Annotated in this window: 18 protein-coding genes; 5 read left to right on the top strand and 13 right to left on the bottom strand. The window is 38.0% G+C overall.

Annotated elements, in window-relative coordinates:
* Positions 1–54 precede the first annotated feature (54 nt).
* On the bottom strand, positions 55–1,080 hold the full coding sequence (locus NOS7524_RS10860) for a hypothetical protein (protein ID WP_235622422.1): 1,026 nt from the start codon (positions 1,078–1,080) through the stop codon (positions 55–57).
* Positions 1,081–1,435: 355 nt separating this feature from the next.
* On the opposite strand from NOS7524_RS10860, the gene NOS7524_RS10855 reads away from it, so the two are divergent.
* The gene (locus NOS7524_RS10855; protein WP_015138529.1) at positions 1,436–3,160 is read left to right on the top strand and encodes an ABC1 kinase family protein; all 1,725 of its coding nucleotides are present in this window, start codon (positions 1,436–1,438) and stop codon (positions 3,158–3,160) included.
* A 59-nt stretch (positions 3,161–3,219) separates the two neighbouring features.
* Positions 3,220–3,591, top strand: coding sequence for a hypothetical protein (locus tag NOS7524_RS10850; RefSeq protein WP_015138528.1), 372 nt, complete (start codon positions 3,220–3,222; stop codon positions 3,589–3,591).
* 71 nt (positions 3,592–3,662) lie between these two features.
* Here NOS7524_RS10850 and NOS7524_RS10845 read toward each other — a convergent pair whose 3' ends face one another.
* The 10 genes from NOS7524_RS10845 to NOS7524_RS10800 form a co-directional block, all read right to left on the bottom strand.
* On the bottom strand, positions 3,663–4,589 hold the full coding sequence (locus NOS7524_RS10845; RefSeq protein ID WP_015138527.1) for an Npun_R2821/Npun_R2822 family protein: 927 nt from the start codon (positions 4,587–4,589) through the stop codon (positions 3,663–3,665).
* 18 nt (positions 4,590–4,607) lie between these two features.
* Positions 4,608–5,453: a glycosyltransferase family 2 protein gene (locus tag NOS7524_RS10840; RefSeq protein ID WP_015138526.1), complete on the bottom strand. Its 846-nt coding sequence runs from the start codon at positions 5,451–5,453 to the stop codon at positions 4,608–4,610.
* Positions 5,454–5,531: 78 nt separating this feature from the next.
* A complete protein-coding gene (locus NOS7524_RS10835) occupies positions 5,532–6,533 on the bottom strand; it encodes an Npun_R2821/Npun_R2822 family protein (protein ID WP_015138525.1) in 1,002 nt (333 codons plus the stop codon).
* Positions 6,534–6,572: 39 nt separating this feature from the next.
* Positions 6,573–7,547 (bottom strand): glycosyltransferase family 10 domain-containing protein, encoded by a 975-nt coding sequence (locus NOS7524_RS10830; protein ID WP_015138524.1) that lies wholly within the window; start codon positions 7,545–7,547, stop codon positions 6,573–6,575.
* Between the two features lie 46 nt (positions 7,548–7,593).
* Positions 7,594–9,840, bottom strand: coding sequence for an ATP-binding cassette domain-containing protein (locus tag NOS7524_RS10825; protein ID WP_015138523.1), 2,247 nt, complete (start codon positions 9,838–9,840; stop codon positions 7,594–7,596).
* A gap of 178 nt (positions 9,841–10,018) precedes the next feature.
* Positions 10,019–11,170 (bottom strand): glycosyltransferase family 4 protein, encoded by a 1,152-nt coding sequence (locus NOS7524_RS10820; protein WP_015138522.1) that lies wholly within the window; start codon positions 11,168–11,170, stop codon positions 10,019–10,021.
* A 4-nt stretch (positions 11,171–11,174) separates the two neighbouring features.
* On the bottom strand, positions 11,175–12,038 hold the full coding sequence (locus tag NOS7524_RS10815) for a glycosyltransferase (RefSeq protein WP_015138521.1): 864 nt from the start codon (positions 12,036–12,038) through the stop codon (positions 11,175–11,177).
* Positions 12,039–12,071: 33 nt separating this feature from the next.
* Complete coding sequence (locus NOS7524_RS10810; RefSeq protein WP_015138520.1) at positions 12,072–13,130, bottom strand: glycosyltransferase; 1,059 nt, start codon at positions 13,128–13,130, stop codon at positions 12,072–12,074.
* A 47-nt stretch (positions 13,131–13,177) separates the two neighbouring features.
* A complete protein-coding gene (locus NOS7524_RS10805) occupies positions 13,178–14,212 on the bottom strand; it encodes a glycosyltransferase family 2 protein (RefSeq protein WP_015138519.1) in 1,035 nt (344 codons plus the stop codon).
* 216 nt (positions 14,213–14,428) lie between these two features.
* Positions 14,429–14,659 (bottom strand): hypothetical protein, encoded by a 231-nt coding sequence (locus NOS7524_RS10800; RefSeq protein WP_041555692.1) that lies wholly within the window; start codon positions 14,657–14,659, stop codon positions 14,429–14,431.
* A 414-nt stretch (positions 14,660–15,073) separates the two neighbouring features.
* On the opposite strand from NOS7524_RS10800, the gene gloB reads away from it, so the two are divergent.
* The 3 genes from gloB to NOS7524_RS10785 all read left to right on the top strand — a co-directional run bounded on the left by gloB (position 15,074) and on the right by NOS7524_RS10785 (position 19,349).
* A complete protein-coding gene (gloB, locus tag NOS7524_RS10795) occupies positions 15,074–15,847 on the top strand; it encodes a hydroxyacylglutathione hydrolase (RefSeq protein ID WP_015138517.1) in 774 nt (257 codons plus the stop codon).
* Positions 15,848–16,107: 260 nt separating this feature from the next.
* Positions 16,108–16,566, top strand: coding sequence for a 50S ribosomal protein L9 (rplI, locus tag NOS7524_RS10790; RefSeq protein WP_041555691.1), 459 nt, complete (start codon positions 16,108–16,110; stop codon positions 16,564–16,566).
* A 140-nt stretch (positions 16,567–16,706) separates the two neighbouring features.
* Positions 16,707–19,349, top strand: a complete 2,643-nt coding sequence (locus NOS7524_RS10785; protein WP_015138515.1) for a replicative DNA helicase — start codon at positions 16,707–16,709, stop codon at positions 19,347–19,349.
* A 7-nt stretch (positions 19,350–19,356) separates the two neighbouring features.
* Here the strand turns inward: NOS7524_RS10785 and NOS7524_RS10780 are convergent, their stop codons facing one another.
* Together NOS7524_RS10780 and NOS7524_RS29390 are read right to left on the bottom strand one after the other, a co-directional pair.
* Positions 19,357–20,076, bottom strand: a complete 720-nt coding sequence (locus tag NOS7524_RS10780; RefSeq protein WP_015138514.1) for a class I SAM-dependent methyltransferase — start codon at positions 20,074–20,076, stop codon at positions 19,357–19,359.
* Positions 20,069–20,248: a hypothetical protein gene (locus NOS7524_RS29390; protein ID WP_144050858.1), complete on the bottom strand. Its 180-nt coding sequence runs from the start codon at positions 20,246–20,248 to the stop codon at positions 20,069–20,071. Before NOS7524_RS29390 ends, NOS7524_RS10780 begins: the two co-directional genes overlap by 8 nt.
* Positions 20,249–20,272 lie beyond the last annotated feature (24 nt).

Raw genomic sequence — 20,272 nt, 5'->3', positions numbered from 1 at the left:
AAGCAGGGGAGCAGAGGGGAAAAATCCAATACCCCCTGCTCCATGTCCCATGACTCAATTACCAATCGGCGGAGCTAGAGGAGCGCGTCTTTTACTTCCACCTCCGCCAATGCTATTTGGGCTATTGTTATCAACAATGTAAAGAGATTGAAACAGTTTCGTCACATCTTCGTAAAATACTCCGTCTGAGGCACCAAAGTTATAACCGTAAGTTTGACGAAACTCATCACTAACTCCCTTTTCCATAGCTATATAATGCGCGTCCCATCCTGCACCATCAACTATATAACCACCGTAATCTTGCAGCGCATGAAACAACTTCTTCCCAGCTGGTGTTTTTAATTGCAGACTGGCTTCAGTTGCAGATGGAAGAATTGCCAAGAGTGATCCTTGCACCAAAGCTGGGTTTGTACCACCATAATTAGTTGCTGCATCTTTATCAGATCTGTCTGCTGGCCAGCGATACCCAGGAATAGTTGGAGAATAATAAAGATATTTTTTGCCCCATATTAACAACTTGATCGCGTGACGAATTGGCTGACTACCTGTGAGTTCACCCTTGCGAATAGAGCCACCAATAGAAGACAGTCCTGATCCAAAATGCGCTCCACCTATTCCCTCACCATAAATATCGATGTTGGGATAATAGCGCCAACCATATATAGATCCTCCTTTAGTACAACGAGCTAACGGCTCTAGCTGTACCAACGTTTTCCCATCTGGCATGAGAAAAGCAGAAGCATTGTTCGGAGTATTATATGGCTTGATTGTAGCGTCGGGAACAATCAAATCATCAGGAATAGGTAAGAATAAATTCATAAACCTAGTACCTGAACATCGATTAGTCCAGCTACCTGGAGCATAAACAGGACGGTTGGGGTCAGTGGCTTTTATTTTGTAAAAATATTCGTGATCCGGTCTAATTCTGCCAGCTTTTTGAATATTGGCCCGTACATAACGCGCACCTGAGCCAATGGGCATATTCCAAATTGATGTGGATGAAAACGGCCAAAGAAATTTATCCCGTGTGGTGGGTTGATTAGGTATTGCTGGCTGACTAAGCACAACTGTAAGTATCATACCAATGATACAAGTAATTATACTTAGCCGCCACTTATGTTTATTGAATTTTGAAAGAAAATACATGAATCTAGCCTGTAATCATTACGACATTATAGGAACAAACATACAGTTCCCATTTCCGTTTGGTAACTAACAAGCAACAAAAATTGCTGTACTTTTATAAAGTATAATTAAGAAGAAAGATACAAAAGATTTGAGCGGTAGAAATAGGCTCAACCAGCCAAACTGCTGTTCAAGTACCTATATGTTTTTTTATAAAAAATTATTGATATCCTCGGCTGTTTAATAGCTTGCGGTTCCAAAAACAAACGAAATTGTAAATTTTCCAGTAGTAGAAGAGGCAAACAAAGGCGTGGGTCAGTATCAACCTGGTCAGCTAAGACGCTACAATCCAGACACGATCGCTCGTTACTATCGCTATCGCCCTTGGCAGGTTTGGGGGCGATTAATAACAATAGCTTGGTCTTTTGCTGTATTCGTTTTCGGTCTGAAGTGGGATGAATGGCAAAATCGGGTCGAGCAGAACCGAGAAAAACGCGCTACCCAGTTACGAGAGTTGCTCACCAAGCTAGGGCCGACATTTATTAAAGTCGGTCAAGCCCTTTCAACTCGCCCTGACTTAATCCGCAAAGATTTCTTAGACGAACTGATCAAACTGCAAGACCAATTACCCGCGTTTGATAATGCGATCGCCTATCAAATTATTGAAACTGAGTTAGATAAGTCAGTTTCCGAGATTTTTAGTGAGCTGTCGCCTGCCCCAGTGGCGGCGGCTAGTTTAGGTCAAGTCTATCGGGGTCGTTTGCTGACTGGGGAAGAAGTGGCAGTCAAAGTACAACGCCCCTACTTACGCCCAGTTCTCAGCCTCGATTTGTATTTAATGCGATGGGCTGCTTCTTGGCTAGCACCTTGGCTACCTTTAAATCTCGGTCATGATCTCACTTTGATTGTGGATGAATTTGGCAGCAAGTTATTTGAAGAAATTGACTACCTCAATGAAGGTCGTAACGCCGAAAAATTTGCTCACAACTTCCGGAATGATCTCCAAGTCAAAGTCCCCAGTATTTATTGGCGATTTACCAGTAGCCGGGTTTTAACTCTGGAGTGGATTAACGGCTTCAAACTTACCGACACCAAACGGATTCGAGAAGCAGGTTTAGATCCTGAAGCCATCATCCGCATTGGTGTCACCTCTGGCTTACAACAGTTATTAGAGTACGGTTTCTTTCACGCTGATCCCCATCCTGGGAATTTATTTGCTATGCCTGATGGTCGCATGGCTTACATTGACTTTGGCATGATGGATCAGTTGGAAGAAAAAACCAAAGAAACTCTAGTAGATGCTTTGGTGCATCTGGTGAATAAAGACTACACCGATTTAGCCACCGATTTTGTCAATCTTGGTTTCTTAACTCCAAATACTAATATTGCCCCCATCGTCCCAGCATTAGAGGCGGTTTTAGGCAATGCCATTGGGAAAAATGTCGGGGACTTTAACTTTAAAACCATCACCGATCAGTTTTCAGAACTGATGTATGAATATCCATTTCGCGTTCCTGCCAAGTTTGCTTTAATTATTCGTTCTCTGGTGACGCAGGAAGGGATTGCTTTGAGTCTCAATCCTAATTTCAAAATTGTCGAGGTGAGTTATCCATACGTGGCGAGGCGATTGTTGACAGGAGAATCTCCCCAACTACGGCGGCGATTACTGAATATCTTATTTAAAGATGGTAAATTTCAGTGGCAGCGTTTGGAGAATTTGATTGCGATCGCTCGCACCGATGGTAATTTTGATGTGTTACCTACAGCCAGAATGGGGTTGCAATATCTCCTATCTGATGAAGGTAAATTTTTGCGTAGACAGTTGGTACTAGCCCTGACAGAAGATGATCGCCTCCACACAGAGGAAGTCCAACGTTTGTGGTTGCTAGTGAAAGATGATCTCCAACCCAATCGTCTGTTAGATGTAGCAATGGATTTACTAGCTGATTTATCTAGGGAAGGAGTAGCTGCTATCCTACCAAAAGCTACATCTTTAGTATTTTTTGATGACAGCGCATCAAAAAATCAACAGTAACAATCAAAGTTTTTACCAACTCACTTAAATCATTCATTTTTTAATTATTGGGAGTTTTCATGTACTATTACCCTTTGCAACCGCCATATTTTCTCCTATTTGTTGGCTTGTTTATAGCCATAACTTCTGGTGCAGCTTTATCTGGCACACTGAAATCAATTGTCCAAAAATGGCAAAAAAATAGTACGGAAAACTCCTTATCTAATTCTTCATTTAAACAACGATTATCCGTCCCTTTCCTGGGAATTACTGGTGGAATTTGTTTATTTATGGCTTCAGGATTAGAAATCTTCGGCTTCCCTTCCTTACTGGCTTTAGGAGTTGGTTTACCACTGAGTATTTTGACTTGCTTGTTAGTTTGGTTGCAATTGGATAGTATGTTGACTTTTGCAGAACGCCAAGGAATGCAATCTCTTGATTTAGATTCTTGAGATTAATCATAAATTTTCCTTATAAACCCTTTGGAGTCTTACTACTTGCTATAAAACTCCAGGGGGTTTCATTAAATTTTGAATTGCCGTAATTGCTGTTTGATATTACTTAGTGTCTGCTGCCACTGGTTTGGTTTTACAGGTGCTGGTATATTTGCGGTAGGTAATGCAGAATTAAGATTACGGTAGTATTGCCAAATTTCCCAGTAGGGACAACCTGGTTGAATGCGAATACCTGCCCAATGGAGATATTGCAGGGGTTGATTGACTAAGGGGTCAAATAATATCTTGTCTTGGGATTGAAAATGGGTTGAGCCTGCCCAATTTCCTGGGGCTTTGCCCTCTCGACGAATAATATTGAAACGACGAGGAATTTGCTTAAGTAATATATAATTGATTATTGGTTGGTCAGAAGTTTTTTCTGAAAAGTCCAAGTATTCTGGATGGGCGGCACATTCACCTAATGTTTCATACAAATCATTTTCCGAAAATAAATTTTTCTTAGAACCCCAAAAACCGCTATTAAAAACATCTTCCATAGCAGCCTGACTAAATATTTTATCTTCTAATACTTTTTGAGTAAAAACATTTTTAATACCACCTAGATGTTGATAATCACAGCAGATAAAATCATATTCATTAAAATATTGAAAATTATTGGTGATTTTTTCAAATACAACTACATCAGTATCAATGTATAAAAATTCATCAAACTGACCAAACCAACAAGCCAATTTACGTAATACATTGGGACGAGCAAAGAAATTTTCACCAAAAATTGTCAATATTTTTTGAGATAATTCTTCTATAAAATTTAAATTGTCATAGATTTGTACACCATAGTGCTGGTTCAGTAGTGCTGCTATATTGCTATAGTTGCTATTGTAGGGAATCATAGCAATGGGTATATCTTGATCACGCAAGCGGATACTATTGAGTAGAGCGATCGCATGATCTGTAACCTTGTCATTAGCAATGATATATATTCCTCGCTTCATTCGCTCATCCACTCCTATTTACGATTTAACTCTTTGATAGTTGGAAATATTTTCATATATCCATGTATTAATCTTTGTCCGCAAATCCTTATTTTTTACTTTTAAATTCATCAGAAATACTATTTTTAGGAGCGGATGGCGCAGAAATTTATCTAATCTAATATTCCAAAGGTCACTATTACATTTCAACTCTGGATAATCTGTATAAAACTGCTGCCAATCACCGCGTGCATCAACGTTGCTACCATGTCTTAGGGTCAACCGTCCATAATGATGAACATATGAATTTAGCATAAAAATATTGAGACCCATTTCTTTTAGTTTTATACTGGTATCAATATCGTTAAAATTACCAGAATATTTTGTTGATAAACCACCTATTTTTTGAAACACTGCTTTGGGAAAAACATTTAAGTTATAGCTCATAATTGGAGCATAACAACTAAATTTTTGGAAATTATGAGCAGTTCTTTGAATGGGTAAATCACATCTTGATAAATAGGGAATTAAACAACCAATCTGCAAATCTTGATTTTTTTCGATAAAATTTTTAAAGTTAGTAAAAGTTTCAGGAAAAACATAAATATCAGATGCCATTGTGACAATCCATTCTTCAGATAGCAAATTAACTCCATAGTTATATGCTTCTGCAAATGACATCTGTTTACCCGCGTGTTGATAATTCACACCTATGGATTCACAATAATTCTGAAATTCAGTATCGGCTTCACTTGAACCATCTACCAATATAACTGAATTTACCTCTGGACAATTTTTTAGCAGTGATACTGCAAATTTAGCCGATTCTTTTACAGAAGTTGGATGATCAGGTTTAGCAAAATAATTAACTACAACTCCAAACATAAGATTTTTACTTTTCCCATGAGAACGAATATATCTACCAACATTAATAATAATATTGATACTTCAAAACCTAACTATTTATACTGTAAATCCTAATCTTTTAAAAAGTCGTGTAACTAAACTGGGAGGATTTTTTTTGTAAGGTTTTGCCTGAGATGTAAATTGTGGATGCTTTTCTGGTTCTTTAAGATAGCGATAGTGTAAAAATATATCACGATAAGGAATATTGATATTTTCCCCATCGCAAATGCTGTTAAATAAACGATATGATAACCCAATATAATGAAGATAAGTTAATCGATTACCTCTATCATATAAAACATTATCTTTGGTTTGAAAATGAGGAGATGTCACACAACAACCAGTTCTTGCGGTTTGAGGCAGTTGGCGGGCAAAATTATAGCTAGAAATACCAGAACGCATCACCATGTAGTTGAGAATGGTTTGATCGGGGGCGTTCATATATAAAATTTCTGCGTCCCCCTGATTTAATTGTGATAATAAATATTCACGGCGTTCTGCATTAAAAATACCTCTTTTACTCCCATACATACCCGCACAAAATATTTCTTCTTCAATCCGAGATGCCGTAAAAATATCTAGTAATTTAGTAGATTTGACATCATAAACATGAGTTGGATCTTTATATTGAAAATCATAAGTAACAAATTCATTTTTATCTAATTGCTGAAAAATATAATCTAAGGAATTCAGTATTAATATATCAGCATCTAAGTAAATAAATTTATCAAAAATACCATCAAACCCACAAAATCTTCTGTGCATTCCCATTCGATAAACCCCAGGTTCACCATGCTCTTGCCACACTTTGAATGCTTGAGGGTGAGTTTGCCAGACTTTAGTAGAAAAATCTTCCCATAATGTCAAAATATCAGTCTCTTGAAATAGAGATACGTTATCCCTCTGCTTGATTTCATCTTTGACTAACTGCAATCGATTATCATAAGGAATAATACAGATTGGGTATTTTTTACCAGCATTAACTTCTATGCTATTGAGCAGTGCTACTAACTGGTTGTGAACTACATCATTAGCGAGTATATAAATACCTTCACTCATAGCTAAAAGCCTCTAAAAACTCGAAATTGTTTGCTAAATTCAAGCATAATCTTTTACATAATTTGAGAGCCATTCTAGCAAATTTAACTTGTGTAAAATTACTTGTCTTGCTTCTTTGATGGCTTCTTTAGCTTCATGCCAAGCATCAAGTGTAGCGGTAACATCACGAATATATGCTAATCCTTTTTCATCTAAACTGGGTATCCTCAAAAAACTGCCGGGAGGTAATAATTTATCTGCGGCGGGTCCCCCGTAATAAATCGGTAAACACCACGCTAGTAAGGCATCCCATAATTTTTCACTGACATACCAATTATTCTCGGCATAGTTCTCAATTGCTAAGTTGTAGTAGTAAGGAGCCATCGCATACCATTTACTTCCTATCTGCCCTTTTGCTTGTGACCAATCTGGTAAGTCACGACCATACAAATCAAAGTGCATTTCACTATTTCGTAATAGTTTTAAAAACTCTAAACGTTGGCGATGATTAGCAGTGCGATTAATGCCAGAAGTTACCCAACTACAAACATCGGTTTTGGGTGGTGGTGGTAAATCATTTAAATCACGAAATGAGTTAGAAAAATACCAAATAGCAGGCATATAATTTGGATGGGGCGCAAAATCATCTGGGCCAGAAATATAGCCACAATAAGCCTGAGCCTCCTGATAAAATCTTTTATTAGACTGAATAATTTCTTCTAAAGGTGGTTCTCGCAATAAATAAATTACCCGTTCTTTAGGTAATCCTTTGAGTTTGTTTTTAATGTTTTCGCGTGCCTGATCGTAGTATGTTTGTTCTTTTTGGTTATTCCACCAAAATAATGATTTTTTTTGTGGCTGTTGAGGAAAAGAGGTATAATTATACATTAATATAAAATCTGGATTTGGGTGTGTGCAGTATATCTGGATATTTCCCCAGACTCCAAAAGGGTAAGGAGTTTGTTGCCACAACCAATCAGGTCTTTGCTCAAGACCTGGATAGCTGCTAATCATCCCAACTGTTTTTATAGACATTTTTCTAATTTATTAATTGTGTGATTAATTATTACTAATCTTTCATTTACACTTTAATCATATCCTCTAATTTTTCTAGTTTATTGATAAGATGTGTAGTAGATTGGTAAGACGCTGCAATGATGTTTATTTCTTCTTGAGGGTCATCTATTAAATTATCTACCAAAGACCGAAGAGATCCCAGAATTGGATTAAGGCTCTGGCAGAATTCTTCAGATATGTATTGCATCTCGTTGAGTTGATTAGAGATAGTATTGTTAGTATCTGCAACGGATAGTAAATTACCTGAAGTTTGCAGATTAATAGCATCTTCTAAAATATCCATAGTGTTGAAGATTCTATAAGCTGATATGTAGGCTTCTTCAATTAGTTTTTGGCGTTCATGGGAATTATCGGCCATGTCGTCGATAAGTAAACGCAGCAACCCCAACATAGAGTTGAGACGTGTGCGAATTTCGTGAGAAATGCGAATTAAACTTTGATGGCGTTTGGTAGAAGATTCAGGACGATCGCTAAACTGCATTGAGTAAAGACGTGCGTAATAACCACCTTTTTGTAGGAGTTGTTCATGGGTTCCTACTTCTACTACCTGTCCTTGCTCTAATACAGCAATTTGGTGAGCTTTTTGGACTGTAGATAGGCGGTGAGCAATGACTAAGGTGGTGCGATCGCGACTAAGCTCATCCAACGCCGTTTGTACTAACCGCTCGGAAACTGTATCTAAAGCACTGGTAGCTTCATCCAAAATCAAAATTTCTGGATTTTGCAGTAGGGCGCGGGCTATAGCCAATCTTTGTCTTTGTCCACCAGACAGCATCACACCGCGATCGCCAATCAAGGTATTAAATTCCTGTGGTAATTTACTAATAAACTCATAGGCATTGGCTCGCTTGGCGGCTGTAATAATTTCGTTGTCTGTAGCTTCTGGTTGTCCATAGGCGATATTATCGCGTACCGACTCATTAAACAAAAAGGTATCTTGACTAACAATTCCCATCCGCTTACGTAAAGATATCACGTCAAAATCACGCAAATCTCTGCCGTCAATTGTAATACTACCGGATGTGGGATCATAAAATCTTGGCAATAGATCGGCTAAGGTTGACTTACCCGCACCAGAACCACCCACCAAAGCTAAGGTTGTACCACGAGGTAAAAATAAATTGACATCCTTTAACACTAACTTCTCATGTCCTGGGTACTGAAAGGACAGAGAATTAAAATTTATACCCTTTTCTAATTTGCTGTAGATTACACCACCGTTACCCATAAAGGGTTTATTATCACGGCGCAAAAACTCAGTGACTATATCTACACTAGGCGCAATATTAGCAAAATTATTGCGAATGCCGTTCAACTGTGAAACCAAGGGTAATAATCTGAGCAGCACTAATAGATAGGTAAGTAGTACGGCTGAGAGCGCAGAAACTTGCTCGGCGAATAAAATTCTGCTTAACAATACAATCAACAGCAAAGATATAATTCCCATGATCTCACTCAGTGGAGCGATCAATTGGGAATTTGCTTGAGACTTGAAATCTGCCTTCTCGCGATCGCGAATTAGTTTTCTTATTTTGTGATATTCTTGGTCTTCGTTACCTGTAGCTTTGACTAACCGCATCCCGTTCAATATTTCGAGTACCGCAATTGAATAGACTCTCGACATATCACTGAGTTGCTGTCCAAATACTTTAGAACGGGAAATTGCATACTGATTAATTAAAGTTACAAAAGATAATAAAACAGTAGATGCAATAGTCAATTGCCAAGAAATTGATATCAGCAATCCTACAAACACAAAAATAGTAATAACAGTAATAATTAATTGAATGACATTACTAATAGCACTTGCTGCCCGTCCAATTTCTCCTCCCAGACTATTGAATAAATCACCAACTCTCATTTTTGCATAGTAGTCTAGATCAACTTCCAGCAATAATTTTAATCCATCTTCTCGAATATCTGAAGTTAACTTTCTTGAAAAAGAGCTTGATGTTAAAGAACTAGCATAGGCGGCTAAATTTTTAAAAAAAATCATCAATATAATTGCCCCTGACATCACCAAGATCCGATAGTTATCCTGGATATGATCAAAAGGAGACATAATCGATTTGAGGATAGGAGGGGCATTAGTTAGATCAATTTCTTGACCTACTATCCTTAAAACTATCGGCACAATCAAAGTTGTGCTGATCCCATTAAATAAGGCTCCAGAAAATCCCAATAATATTGTCAGTAAAATCCAACCGGGATAAGGTTTGGCAAATCTTAGTAGTAGTTTTCTGGTAGACATCTGTTTTTATAATTACACTTCTGTTATTTTTAGCATTATTCTGTAATTTCTACATATTTCACCTGTCTCATCAATATTAATAAAAAAATATTATACAAATAACCGTGTTTATACTGTTATGCAAAATAATATACTAATAATTTTAAGGTATCTAGTCAGTAGCAACCAGAATCGATGTTCATAACTGAGCAATCAATGATTGGAGTGTAGCAGCCATCGCCTCTAAACTATATTTCTCGACACATCTTTCTCTAGCTTGTCTACCACGCTCATTAGCCACATCTAAATCTTGAAATATCAATTGAATTTTCTCAGCAATTTGTTCTGGAGATGCCGGGTTAACTAAATAACCAGTATCTGCTAAAATTTCTGTAATATCTCCTACATGGGTTGATAATACAGGTTTAGCCATTGCCATCCCATCTGTCAACTTTAAAGGAAACTGAGCGCGAGAGGTTAAGGTATCCCTTTGAGGGACGACAACAACATGAGCCGCCGCAACGATTTTTGGCATGACATCCACAGGACACTTTGGTAACTTAATAATCCAACGTCCCCATTTTTGAATGAGTTGCTCATCGTAGTCATCGTAAGGGCTACCACCCACAATCACTAGCCTGAAATCTGACTCATTTAACAAATCTAAAGCCATTAATACATCTTCAACCCCCTTGTGAGGGCGTGGTGCGCCAGGAAACATCAAAACCCGATATTGAGACAAACCATAACTCTCTCTACTACTTTCTGGGTAATACTTACTAGGATCAAACATAGCGGTATCTTTCCCGTTCGGTACATAAACACCGCCAAAACGTTTTTGCAAAAACTGAGTATCCACTGTGACTGCATCTGCTTTTGATACTAACTTTTCTATCCACTGGAGATACAGTGGATGATCTGGAAATCTCAATGCCCCATTAGGCTTGAAAATATCTCTGTACAATTGTTTTAAACTAGGACGATACTGCCATTCATCACCGCCGTACCAACTGAGTTCCCAATCATCCATATCTAAAAGTAGAGGGCGAGTGGTAATAAACTTCTTAAATAGCGAAACACCAAAACTTGTTGGTTTAGGTTTTACTGCATAAATAATATCACCGTCTATTTTCTGTAAAATTTTTTGAGCAGAGCCAAAAAAACCGGGATAGTTGCTTCCAGAGATAGAAATAACTTTCAGGTTAGCTGGAGGAATCGCATAGAGTTCTTTTCCATAAAGAAATCCGATGATTTCTACTTGATATTGAAGGAATTGCAAAATCTGAGCCAGTAAAAAAGCTCGAACACTACCACCACCTGATAAATCGCTCACAATTAATGAAATTTTCATGATTTTAAATAAACCGTTCAAGATATGGCAAAGAAGAAATAGTAGAGGCTAAAAATTTATTATTAATAATAGATAAATCTTTTTGAATTTGTTCTATTTTACTCCCTTTTTGTCTATGTCCTTGACCAGTATAATGAATAATATAGCTTTGAAATCTATGTTGAATATGTTTTTTGCCTTTATAACTAACAATATAACGTTCATTATTATATTGTTGTTCTCGATATTTTTTATAATTGGGAGAAACTGAACTTAACAAGTTATTAGCAAGATTGATTACCTGATTTATTTTACGGCCAAATCTAGAATTAGTATTTTTTGGATCAGTTGTATGGTTGAATTTATAACCAATATCATAGATGGGTATATTTAGTTTTTGTACAGTATAATTTAGTAGAGTCTGATCATAGAAAGAGCCTGTTACTTTAGCCCATTCTAGTAATCCATATTCCTGACTAAAAATTTCTTTATGGCTTTTGGATATTACCATGACTCCCGCATTGAAGTATTTTCTTTTCCATCCTATATCTCCTAACTTATCCTGAATAGTCTTAATAGCTCCATCGTGAAAGTAAGTATGTTCACTGACAAGAAATGCACCAAATTGATCATCAGGAACTATATCAAATAGATTAGGACATTGTGGTGTTAATATAATATCTGTATCCAAATAAATTATACGTTCGTATTTTTGAAACAATTCATACATTTGAAATTTTTCAAAATTATGATTACCTAAATTCAGCTTGGACTCAGAAATAATTATAAAATCTGCTCCTACTTTATCAGCATATTGTTTTAACAATGGATGCGTAATCTGACCAAGACTATATGCGTTATTATTACAAAGTGTAACTACAGCTTTCATTAGTTCATCCTTCATTAATTTTGTCTAATAAGATTAGAGTTTTAAATTCTCTTGGATAGCAAAAGAAAAATTTTCCCAACTCAATTTACTAACTGTTTGTCTGACATTTGTTTTAATGTCAAAAGCTTGTTCAATCAGGTGACAAATTTCCTCGACGGAACTATTGACATCAAAAATGAGGCCGTTTTCTCCATGAACTATCAAATCAGGAGCAAATCCTGTATTACTGGCAACTGGAACTACATTACACATCATTGCTTCAACTAAGGGAATTGGCCCTCCTTCTAGCTTTGCAGTTGATACAAACACATCCATTGCAGCGTAATATTTGGGATAATCACAATAGGGAGCTTCAATATAAGAAAAGTTTGATAAAGCTTCCATTTCTGGAAATTTTTCGTAATTCTTCCACCCTTTACCTAGTAGAATAAAATTACGCGTTGGCATCATTTTAATGATCTTTAAAATTCGTTCTGGTTCTTTGCGGTAATAGAAAGCTGTGCAGAAACCTACAGCACCATCGGCACGTTCATGAGGTTGAAAGAGATTTGGATCAGCTGCACCTAATGTATAAGTTACTTTCTCGGAGTTTACACCTTGAGAAACAAGCAGCCTAGCAAATTGAGAACAAGTGCATATAACTTTGCTGGCTTTGTTAAGTGCATAAATTAGTTCGTCTTCTCTTATACCAAGATCATTGCGAGGATGGGTATACCAAACCAATATTTTACTTTCCCAAATTAATGGGTTAAGTTTTATACATACTGGCAGAAAAGAGTAATGAGAGAAAAAGTAAGCTTTTGATGGTGGTAAGGAAAACTCTGAGTAATGGAAGCAATACTTACCTGAATAATAAGCTGCAATCTCTCTACATATGGCTTCGAGTATCCAACCTTTAGCAAAATCTAAGACTACAAACACTAAATCATACTCTTCTACTCTATCTGCTGAATGGTTTTGATTCTGCAATTTATTCGTCAAAAACTTTAAATAAGAAAGAGTATAAGGTAGGATATATAATGGTCTAACGACGATTTTTTCTACCTTGCTTTTGATTTTCTTTAATCGATTTTTAATAGAAAAAATAAACATCTATTTTCCACATAAACCTAAAATTTTTAATTTAAAAACTTGATTGTTTAGCGAGATAGTTTTAAATTTGTTTTGATAAATTCTATTTTTTTATAGGCGAATGATATTAGTTTTCTTGAGCGCGGCCCACGATACTTTTCGTACAAAATAAAATTGGGAGTTGCTTGTCTAAAAATATTTAATAACTTAATAGCAAATTTATGTTTTAAGGTGATTTTTTTATTAATCAATTTAACTGGTGTAGGAACTATTTTAATTAGTCTTTCAAATGTAATTTTGTGTTTTTCTCGAATAGCTTCTTCTAGTAAATATTCTATGCCGATGCGGCAACTATCATTTAGTTCTGGATGATTTTGCCAGACCATTTCATAAAATAAAATATAGTAATCTCTCATGTAATTCCAGTTATTAGTACGATTAGTTTGGTGTTTGGTGTAATAAGCACCAATCATAGGAGTATAAATAAAATTTGCCCCTGCTTTTAAAATATCTACTGCAAAATATCTATCACCCAAAGCTTTCAAATTTTCTGGAAACTGAATCTTGCTGACAATACTTTTGTGCATCAGCATAGCTTGTTGGAGACATGGATGAGGGGAATCTGCCAAAAAATCCGGAATAAGTAAACGTTGAATTAGTTGCTCATTAGTTAATGAACCAATAATATTTTCCTGGCGATTAGCAAAATTTTCTTGATTATCTATCAAAACACGTTCGTAATTGGAATAAAAGATTATATTTTCAGCAAATTTATCTTTTGTAAGATGGCTTAATTGAAATTTAATTTTGTCTGGATGAATCCAATCATCTGCATCTAAACATTGGATCCATTCTCCTTGAGCTTGTCGGATACCAAAATTACGAGAGGATGGTAAACCACTATTTGCTTTGTAAAAATATTTTACTCGCGGATCAATACTGATTAATTTCTGGGATACTTGATGAGTGCTATCAGTAGAACCATCATCTACTATCAAACATTCGATATCAGTATATGTTTGTGACAATACGCTTTTGACTGAGCGTTCAAGGTAATGACCTTGATTGAAGCAATTAACAATGATTGATACAAGTGGAGCCATTTCTCAATTATTCCTAGCCATCAAGATCTGTTAGTAGCTACTCACTATGACAATCCAGAGGAAGCGTCTGCTTGTCTGAATAATTGTGATTATTGAGATAGTATACATTCATAGTGTAATTTCCCGATGATATTATCTTGGTCATATCATTAGCTATTTCTCATTTATTTATGAGAGCGATTTTTAACCAATATCATGTATCACTATGAACACAGACTACCAGTTAACTAATTTGAGTTGTCCTATTTGGATATGGTCAAAAATCCGATTAATTTGACGACGCTTGCCGTCACTAATATCACCATGATTGAAAGCCGTAGAGGTCAATAATGCGTGGTCTTGAGGACTCATCTTACCAGAGCGTAAAATTTTATCCACAATTTTCTTGACTAGGATATCTGATGAATTGTCAATATGACTGTAGACGTAATTTTGGTAAATACTCATAATTTTTCCCATTCAAGATAAAACCTCATAACCAAATAGTTTGCCTTTTTAGTACCTAAGCTGATACATAGATATATGGAAAAACTATGTAAATTTTTAACTAAAAAGAAAGATTAGCACCTCTGTATACAGAATCCTTCAGTACTCTGAGTGTTAAAAAGAACATAATAAATCTAGCTCTGCATTTACACTTCCTCCCAGAGAAGTTTTACTGATAAATAAATAGAATTTTTGTTGTTTTTTAGTATACTTTCAGTATAAGTACGGTTGTATACTATCATGGTTGATGAAGCTTTAAGTTGTAATCAAGAAAATATAAGTAGTTGATATGGCTTGTGCAAAGAACTTAGTTAATTACTGGGATGAAGAATCGTTAATAGATAAAAAATATTACCCAGTGAGGGAGTAGAGCCGATGCAGATTATCCGTCTTGAGGCACTCTCAGACAACTACATATTCCTACTGCATGACCATCAACAAAATATTGCAGCTGTTGTTGATCCAGCAGAGGCGGAACCAGTATGCCAGCAACTTGCACAGTTGCAAGCTGAACTGGTAGCAGTTTTTAATACACACCACCATCACGATCATATAGGTGGTAATCAGCAGTTAATGGAAAAATTTCCGCAATTGACTGTTTATGGTGGTGCCGCAGACCGAGGTAGGATACCAGGACAACAAGTGTTTTTAGAAGCAGGCGATCGCGTCCAGTTTGCTGATCGAGTAGCTGAAGTGATCTTCGTTCCTGGACACACCCGCGCTCACATTGCTTATTATTTTCCTCCCCAAACAGCCGACGAACCAGGAGAGTTATTTTGTGGTGATACCCTGTTTGCTGGTGGTTGCGGTCGCTTGTTTGAAGGCACACCAGCGCAAATGGTGGAATCTCTAAGTAAACTCAGGTCTTTACCAGATAATACCCGTGTCTGGTGCGCTCACGAATACACCTTAAAAAATTTACAATTTGCGCTGACAGTAGATGGTAATAATACGGAATTACAAAAACGTAGTAATGAAGTAAAAGCACAACGCAGCCGCAAAGAACCCACAGTACCTTCCCTTTTAGGGATCGAAAAGTTAACCAATCCCTTTTTACGCTGGGAACAACCTGCACTACAGCTAGCAGCTAACAGCAGTGATCCAATACAAACATTTGCTCGGATTAGAGGAATGAAGGATATGTTTTAGGAAATAGGCAATAGGCAATAAGCAATAAGCAATAGTTATTAGTTTTTCTCCTCTGCTCCTCTGCTCCCCTGCTTCCTCTGCTTCCCCTACTCCCCACTTTCAAAATTTTTGGCAGATAAGAGTTGCGATCGCCCCCTACCTTTCGCTAGGATCTGTAAGCTTTGGGGTATAGTAACAGCTGCTTGGGATACAGCTACACTCATGTAGATTATCCAGCTGCCACCCAAGTTAATGAGATTTTACAGGAAAAACGGAAAACAATGGCGAAGCGCATACAATTAGTTTTAACTCAGGATGTCAGCAAACTCGGAAAATCTGGCGATTTAGTGGAAGTTGCTCCTGGTTATGCTCGAAATTATTTGATTCCTCAGAGTAAGGCAACTCATGTAACTCCAGGGATTCTCAAGCAAGTAGAACGCCGTCGGGAATTAGAACGGCAACGTCAATTAGAACTCAAACAACAAGCACAAGAGCAAAAAGCTGCTCTAGAAAAAGTTGGCAACTTGACAATTGCCAAGCAAGTTGGTGAAAACGAAGCCATTTTCGGTACTGTCACCACCCAAGATGTTGCTGAAGCGATCCAAGCCGCAACAGGGCAAGAAATAGATCGTCGTGGTATTACTATTCCTGATATTGGCAAGTTGGGTACTTACAAAGCAGATATTAAGTTGCACTCTGAAGTCACAGCGCAAATCAATATTCAAGTTGTGGCCAGCTAAACTAGGGACTGGGGACTAGGAAGAAGCAGGGGATGCAGGGGATGCAGGGTGTGCAGGGTGTGCAGGGGTAGACAAATCCAATATCCCATGCCCAATTCCCAATCCCCAATACCCAGTACCCAATCCCCAATCAACAGGTTATGGCTGAAGAATTAAGTTTTGAATCCCGTGGTAGCGATCGCCTACCACCACAGAATATTGAAGCGGAAGAAGCGATTTTGGGGGGCATATTACTAGATCCAGAAGCCCTTGGTCGAGTGAGCGATCGCCTAGCTCCAGAAGCTTTTTATATTACAGCTCACAAAGATATCTATCAAGCAGCACTGCGTCTAGCTGCTCAAGGTAAACCTACAGATTTACTCTCTATCACTAGCTGGCTAGCTGACAATGATTTACTGGCACGTATCGGCGGTAGAAACAAGTTAGCTGCATTAGTAGATCGTACAGTCTCAGCCGTGAATATCGATGCCTTAGCAGGGTTAGTCATGGAAAAGTACCTGCGACGGCAATTAATTAAAGCTGGCAACGAAATTGTTCATCTCGGTTACGAGACAGAAACCGAGTTACCCATTGTTTTAGATCAAGCTGAACAAAAAGTTTTCGGTGTCACCCAAGAGCGTCCCCAATCAGGTTTAGTTCATATTGCCGAAACCCTGATTAATAATTTCCAAGACATTGAAGAGAGAAATCAAGGTATCGCCCTACCCGGTATTCCCTGCGGATTCTATGATTTAGATGCGATGACCAGTGGCTTTCAGCGTTCTGATTTAATTATCGTGGCTGGCAGGCCATCAATGGGAAAAACCGCATTCTGCTTAAACCTTGCCCATAATATCGCGGCTACAATGAGATTACCAGTAGCTGTATTCAGCTTGGAAATGTCAAAAGAGCAGCTGGTACAACGTTTATTAGCTAGCGAAGCACAGATTGAAAGTGGTTATCTGCGGAGTGGCAGGCTGAGTCAAACCCAATGGGAACCCTTAAGCCGTGCCATTAGTATGCTCTCGGAAATGCCGATTTTTATTGACGACACGCCGAACATTACTGTTACTCAGATGCGGAGTCAAGCCAGACGACTGCAAGCCGAACAGGGGGTAGAACTGGGTTTAGTGGTGATAGATTACCTGCAATTAATGGAAGGTGCAGGTGATAACCGTGTCCAAGAGTTATCTAAAATTACCCGTTCTCTCAAAGGTTTGGCGCGGGAATTATCTGTGCCGGTGATTGCACTCTCACAGCTAAGTCGTGGGGTAGAAGCACGTACTAATAAGCGCCCGATGTTGTCAGATTTAAGAGAGTCGGGTTGTTTAACTGGTGATAGTCTAGTGACATTGGCAGATAGCGGCGCACAAATTCCCATTCGGGAATTAGTAGGCAAATCGGGTTTTGCAGTTTGGGCGTTAAATGAAACCACAATGCAACTAGAAAGGGCAATTGTCAGTCATGCCTTTTCCACGGGTATAAAGCCTGTCTTTACCTTAAGAACTCGATTAGGGCGGAAAATTCGAGCCACTGGTAATCACAAATTCTTGACCATTAATGGTTGGTGCAGACTAGATGAATTACGTCCTCAGCAACATCTGTGTTTACCAAGACATCTACCTAGTCATGGTCATCAAACCATGACCTATGCTGAAGTTGCGTTATTAGGTCATCTCATTGGCGACGGTTGTACATTACCACGTCATGCCATACAGTACACCACAAGAGAGATAGATTTAGCTGAAAATGTTGCTTTTTTGGCAAAAGAAGTTTTTGGAGATGCAATTGTTCCTAGAATTTCACCTGAACGTGCCTGGTATCAAGTGTACTTGTCAGCTGCACAACGCCTAACTCATACTGTGAGAAACCCTGTAGCCAAATGGTTAGACTCTCTCGGAGTTTTTGGCTTAAGGTCTCATGAAAAATTTGTACCTCAAGAATTGTTCTCGCAACCGCAAGAGTTAATAGCTTGCTTTCTAAGACACCTTTGGAGTACGGATGGTTCAGTGAAATTGCTGAGAGGTAAAAGGCCAAGACCAATTGCTTATTATGCAAGTAGTAGCGAAAGACTTGCTTTTGATGTCCAGACACTTTTATTGAGGCTTGGTATCAATGCAACACTCAAGTTAATTCCTCAAGTTGGTAAAGGTAGAAATCAGTATCATGTAAAAATTACTGGTAAGTCCAACCTTGAGTTATTTATTCAAAAGGTTGGAGCAGTGGGTGAATACAAGCTCAGTTCATTACAACAAATTTCTGAACATCTTGAAAAATGTATTCATAACCCTAATACAGATGTCATCCCTAAAGATGTTTGGAACACACACGTCGTTCCTGCCATGCAAGCTGATGGTTTGACCACAAGGATATTACAATCCCAACTGGAAATGTCTTATTGCGGTTCAGCATTATATAAGGCAAATTTAAGTCGAGAAAGGGCTTTAAAAGTTGCGAAGTTGGTTAAATCAGAAGAATTAATTACCCTGGCTCAGAGTGATGTTTATTGGGATGAAATAGTTTCAATTGAATTTCATCCAGAAGAAGAAGTGTTTGACCTCACTGTTCCTGGTTTCCATAACTTTGTTGCGAATAATATTATTGTTCACAACTCTATTGAACAGGATGCGGATTTAGTAATTATGTTATACCGTGATGATTACTATAACAGTGACAGTCCCGATCGCGGGATTGCAGAGGTAATTGTGGCCAAGCACCGTAACGGCCCCACCGGTACTGTTAAGCTATTATTTGATCCGCAATTTACCAAGTTCAAAAATTTAGCCAGATCAGGTAATTTTTAATTTTTCATTAGAATCGCACCTTATACAAATCAAATAATTCCCCTGATTGCCGAGCCACCACCTTAGCACCAGCAGCTTTAATAGTTTTTTCCCATTCAGCCACAGGTTCTAGAAACACTTCCGCACCCAGATAAGTTTCTAGAACTGCCCAATCTTCTGCTAGAGGCTGTTGTGAATTGAGAATATCAAACACAAAATGTCCGCCCGGTTTTAACACCCGTTTGACTTCTCCCAAAACAATACTCCAATATTCCAGGGGAAAATAGCAGCTAAATCCTGTAGCGATCGCTAAATCAAATTGCTCTATGGAATAATTTAATTGATGTGCTGCTCCCAATTCCACACCTTTAAACAGCTTAGAATTTAACTGTGAACCACGAGCATTGAGAGTATCCCGTGCCACACTGCTAATTTCTAACCCGTAAAAGAAAGCTTGCCAATCTCGCCAAGGATAGATTAAAAAGCTGACACCGCAGCCAATATCTAAACAATGCTGATTTTTTTGCGGTTTAGCAATTTCCCAAAATGGTGAAACCAGTCTCCCTGTCAACAATCCAGAAGCCCATTCTTGAAATATGGGCATCGCCTGTACTTCTGTTGGTAGTTCAAAAGACTGATTTTGATACTGTTTATTAAAGCGCAATGCTACCTGTGCTAAACTCTGTTGCCATTTATCAGAGTGAGCATTGGCAGAAAACAGACGATTTTGAGAAGGGTTTTTAGACATTGGGGACTGGGGACTGGGGACTGGGGACTGGGGATTGGGGATTGGGGATTGGGGATTGGGGACTGGGGATTGGGGTAAAATCTTCCACTTTGCGGGAAGGTAAAGTTACATTTCCCTCATCCCTTTCATCTCCCACCCTACGGGTAGGCTTACGCCATCGTAAGAGAAGCAAGCTACGTCCCCCTCATCTCCCTAC

It is taken from the genome of Nostoc sp. PCC 7524 (assembly GCF_000316645.1).
Taxonomy (GTDB): domain Bacteria; phylum Cyanobacteriota; class Cyanobacteriia; order Cyanobacteriales; family Nostocaceae; genus Trichormus.
The sequence above is the reverse complement of the archived record's forward strand: the minus strand, read 5'-3'. Positions and strand labels throughout refer to the sequence as shown.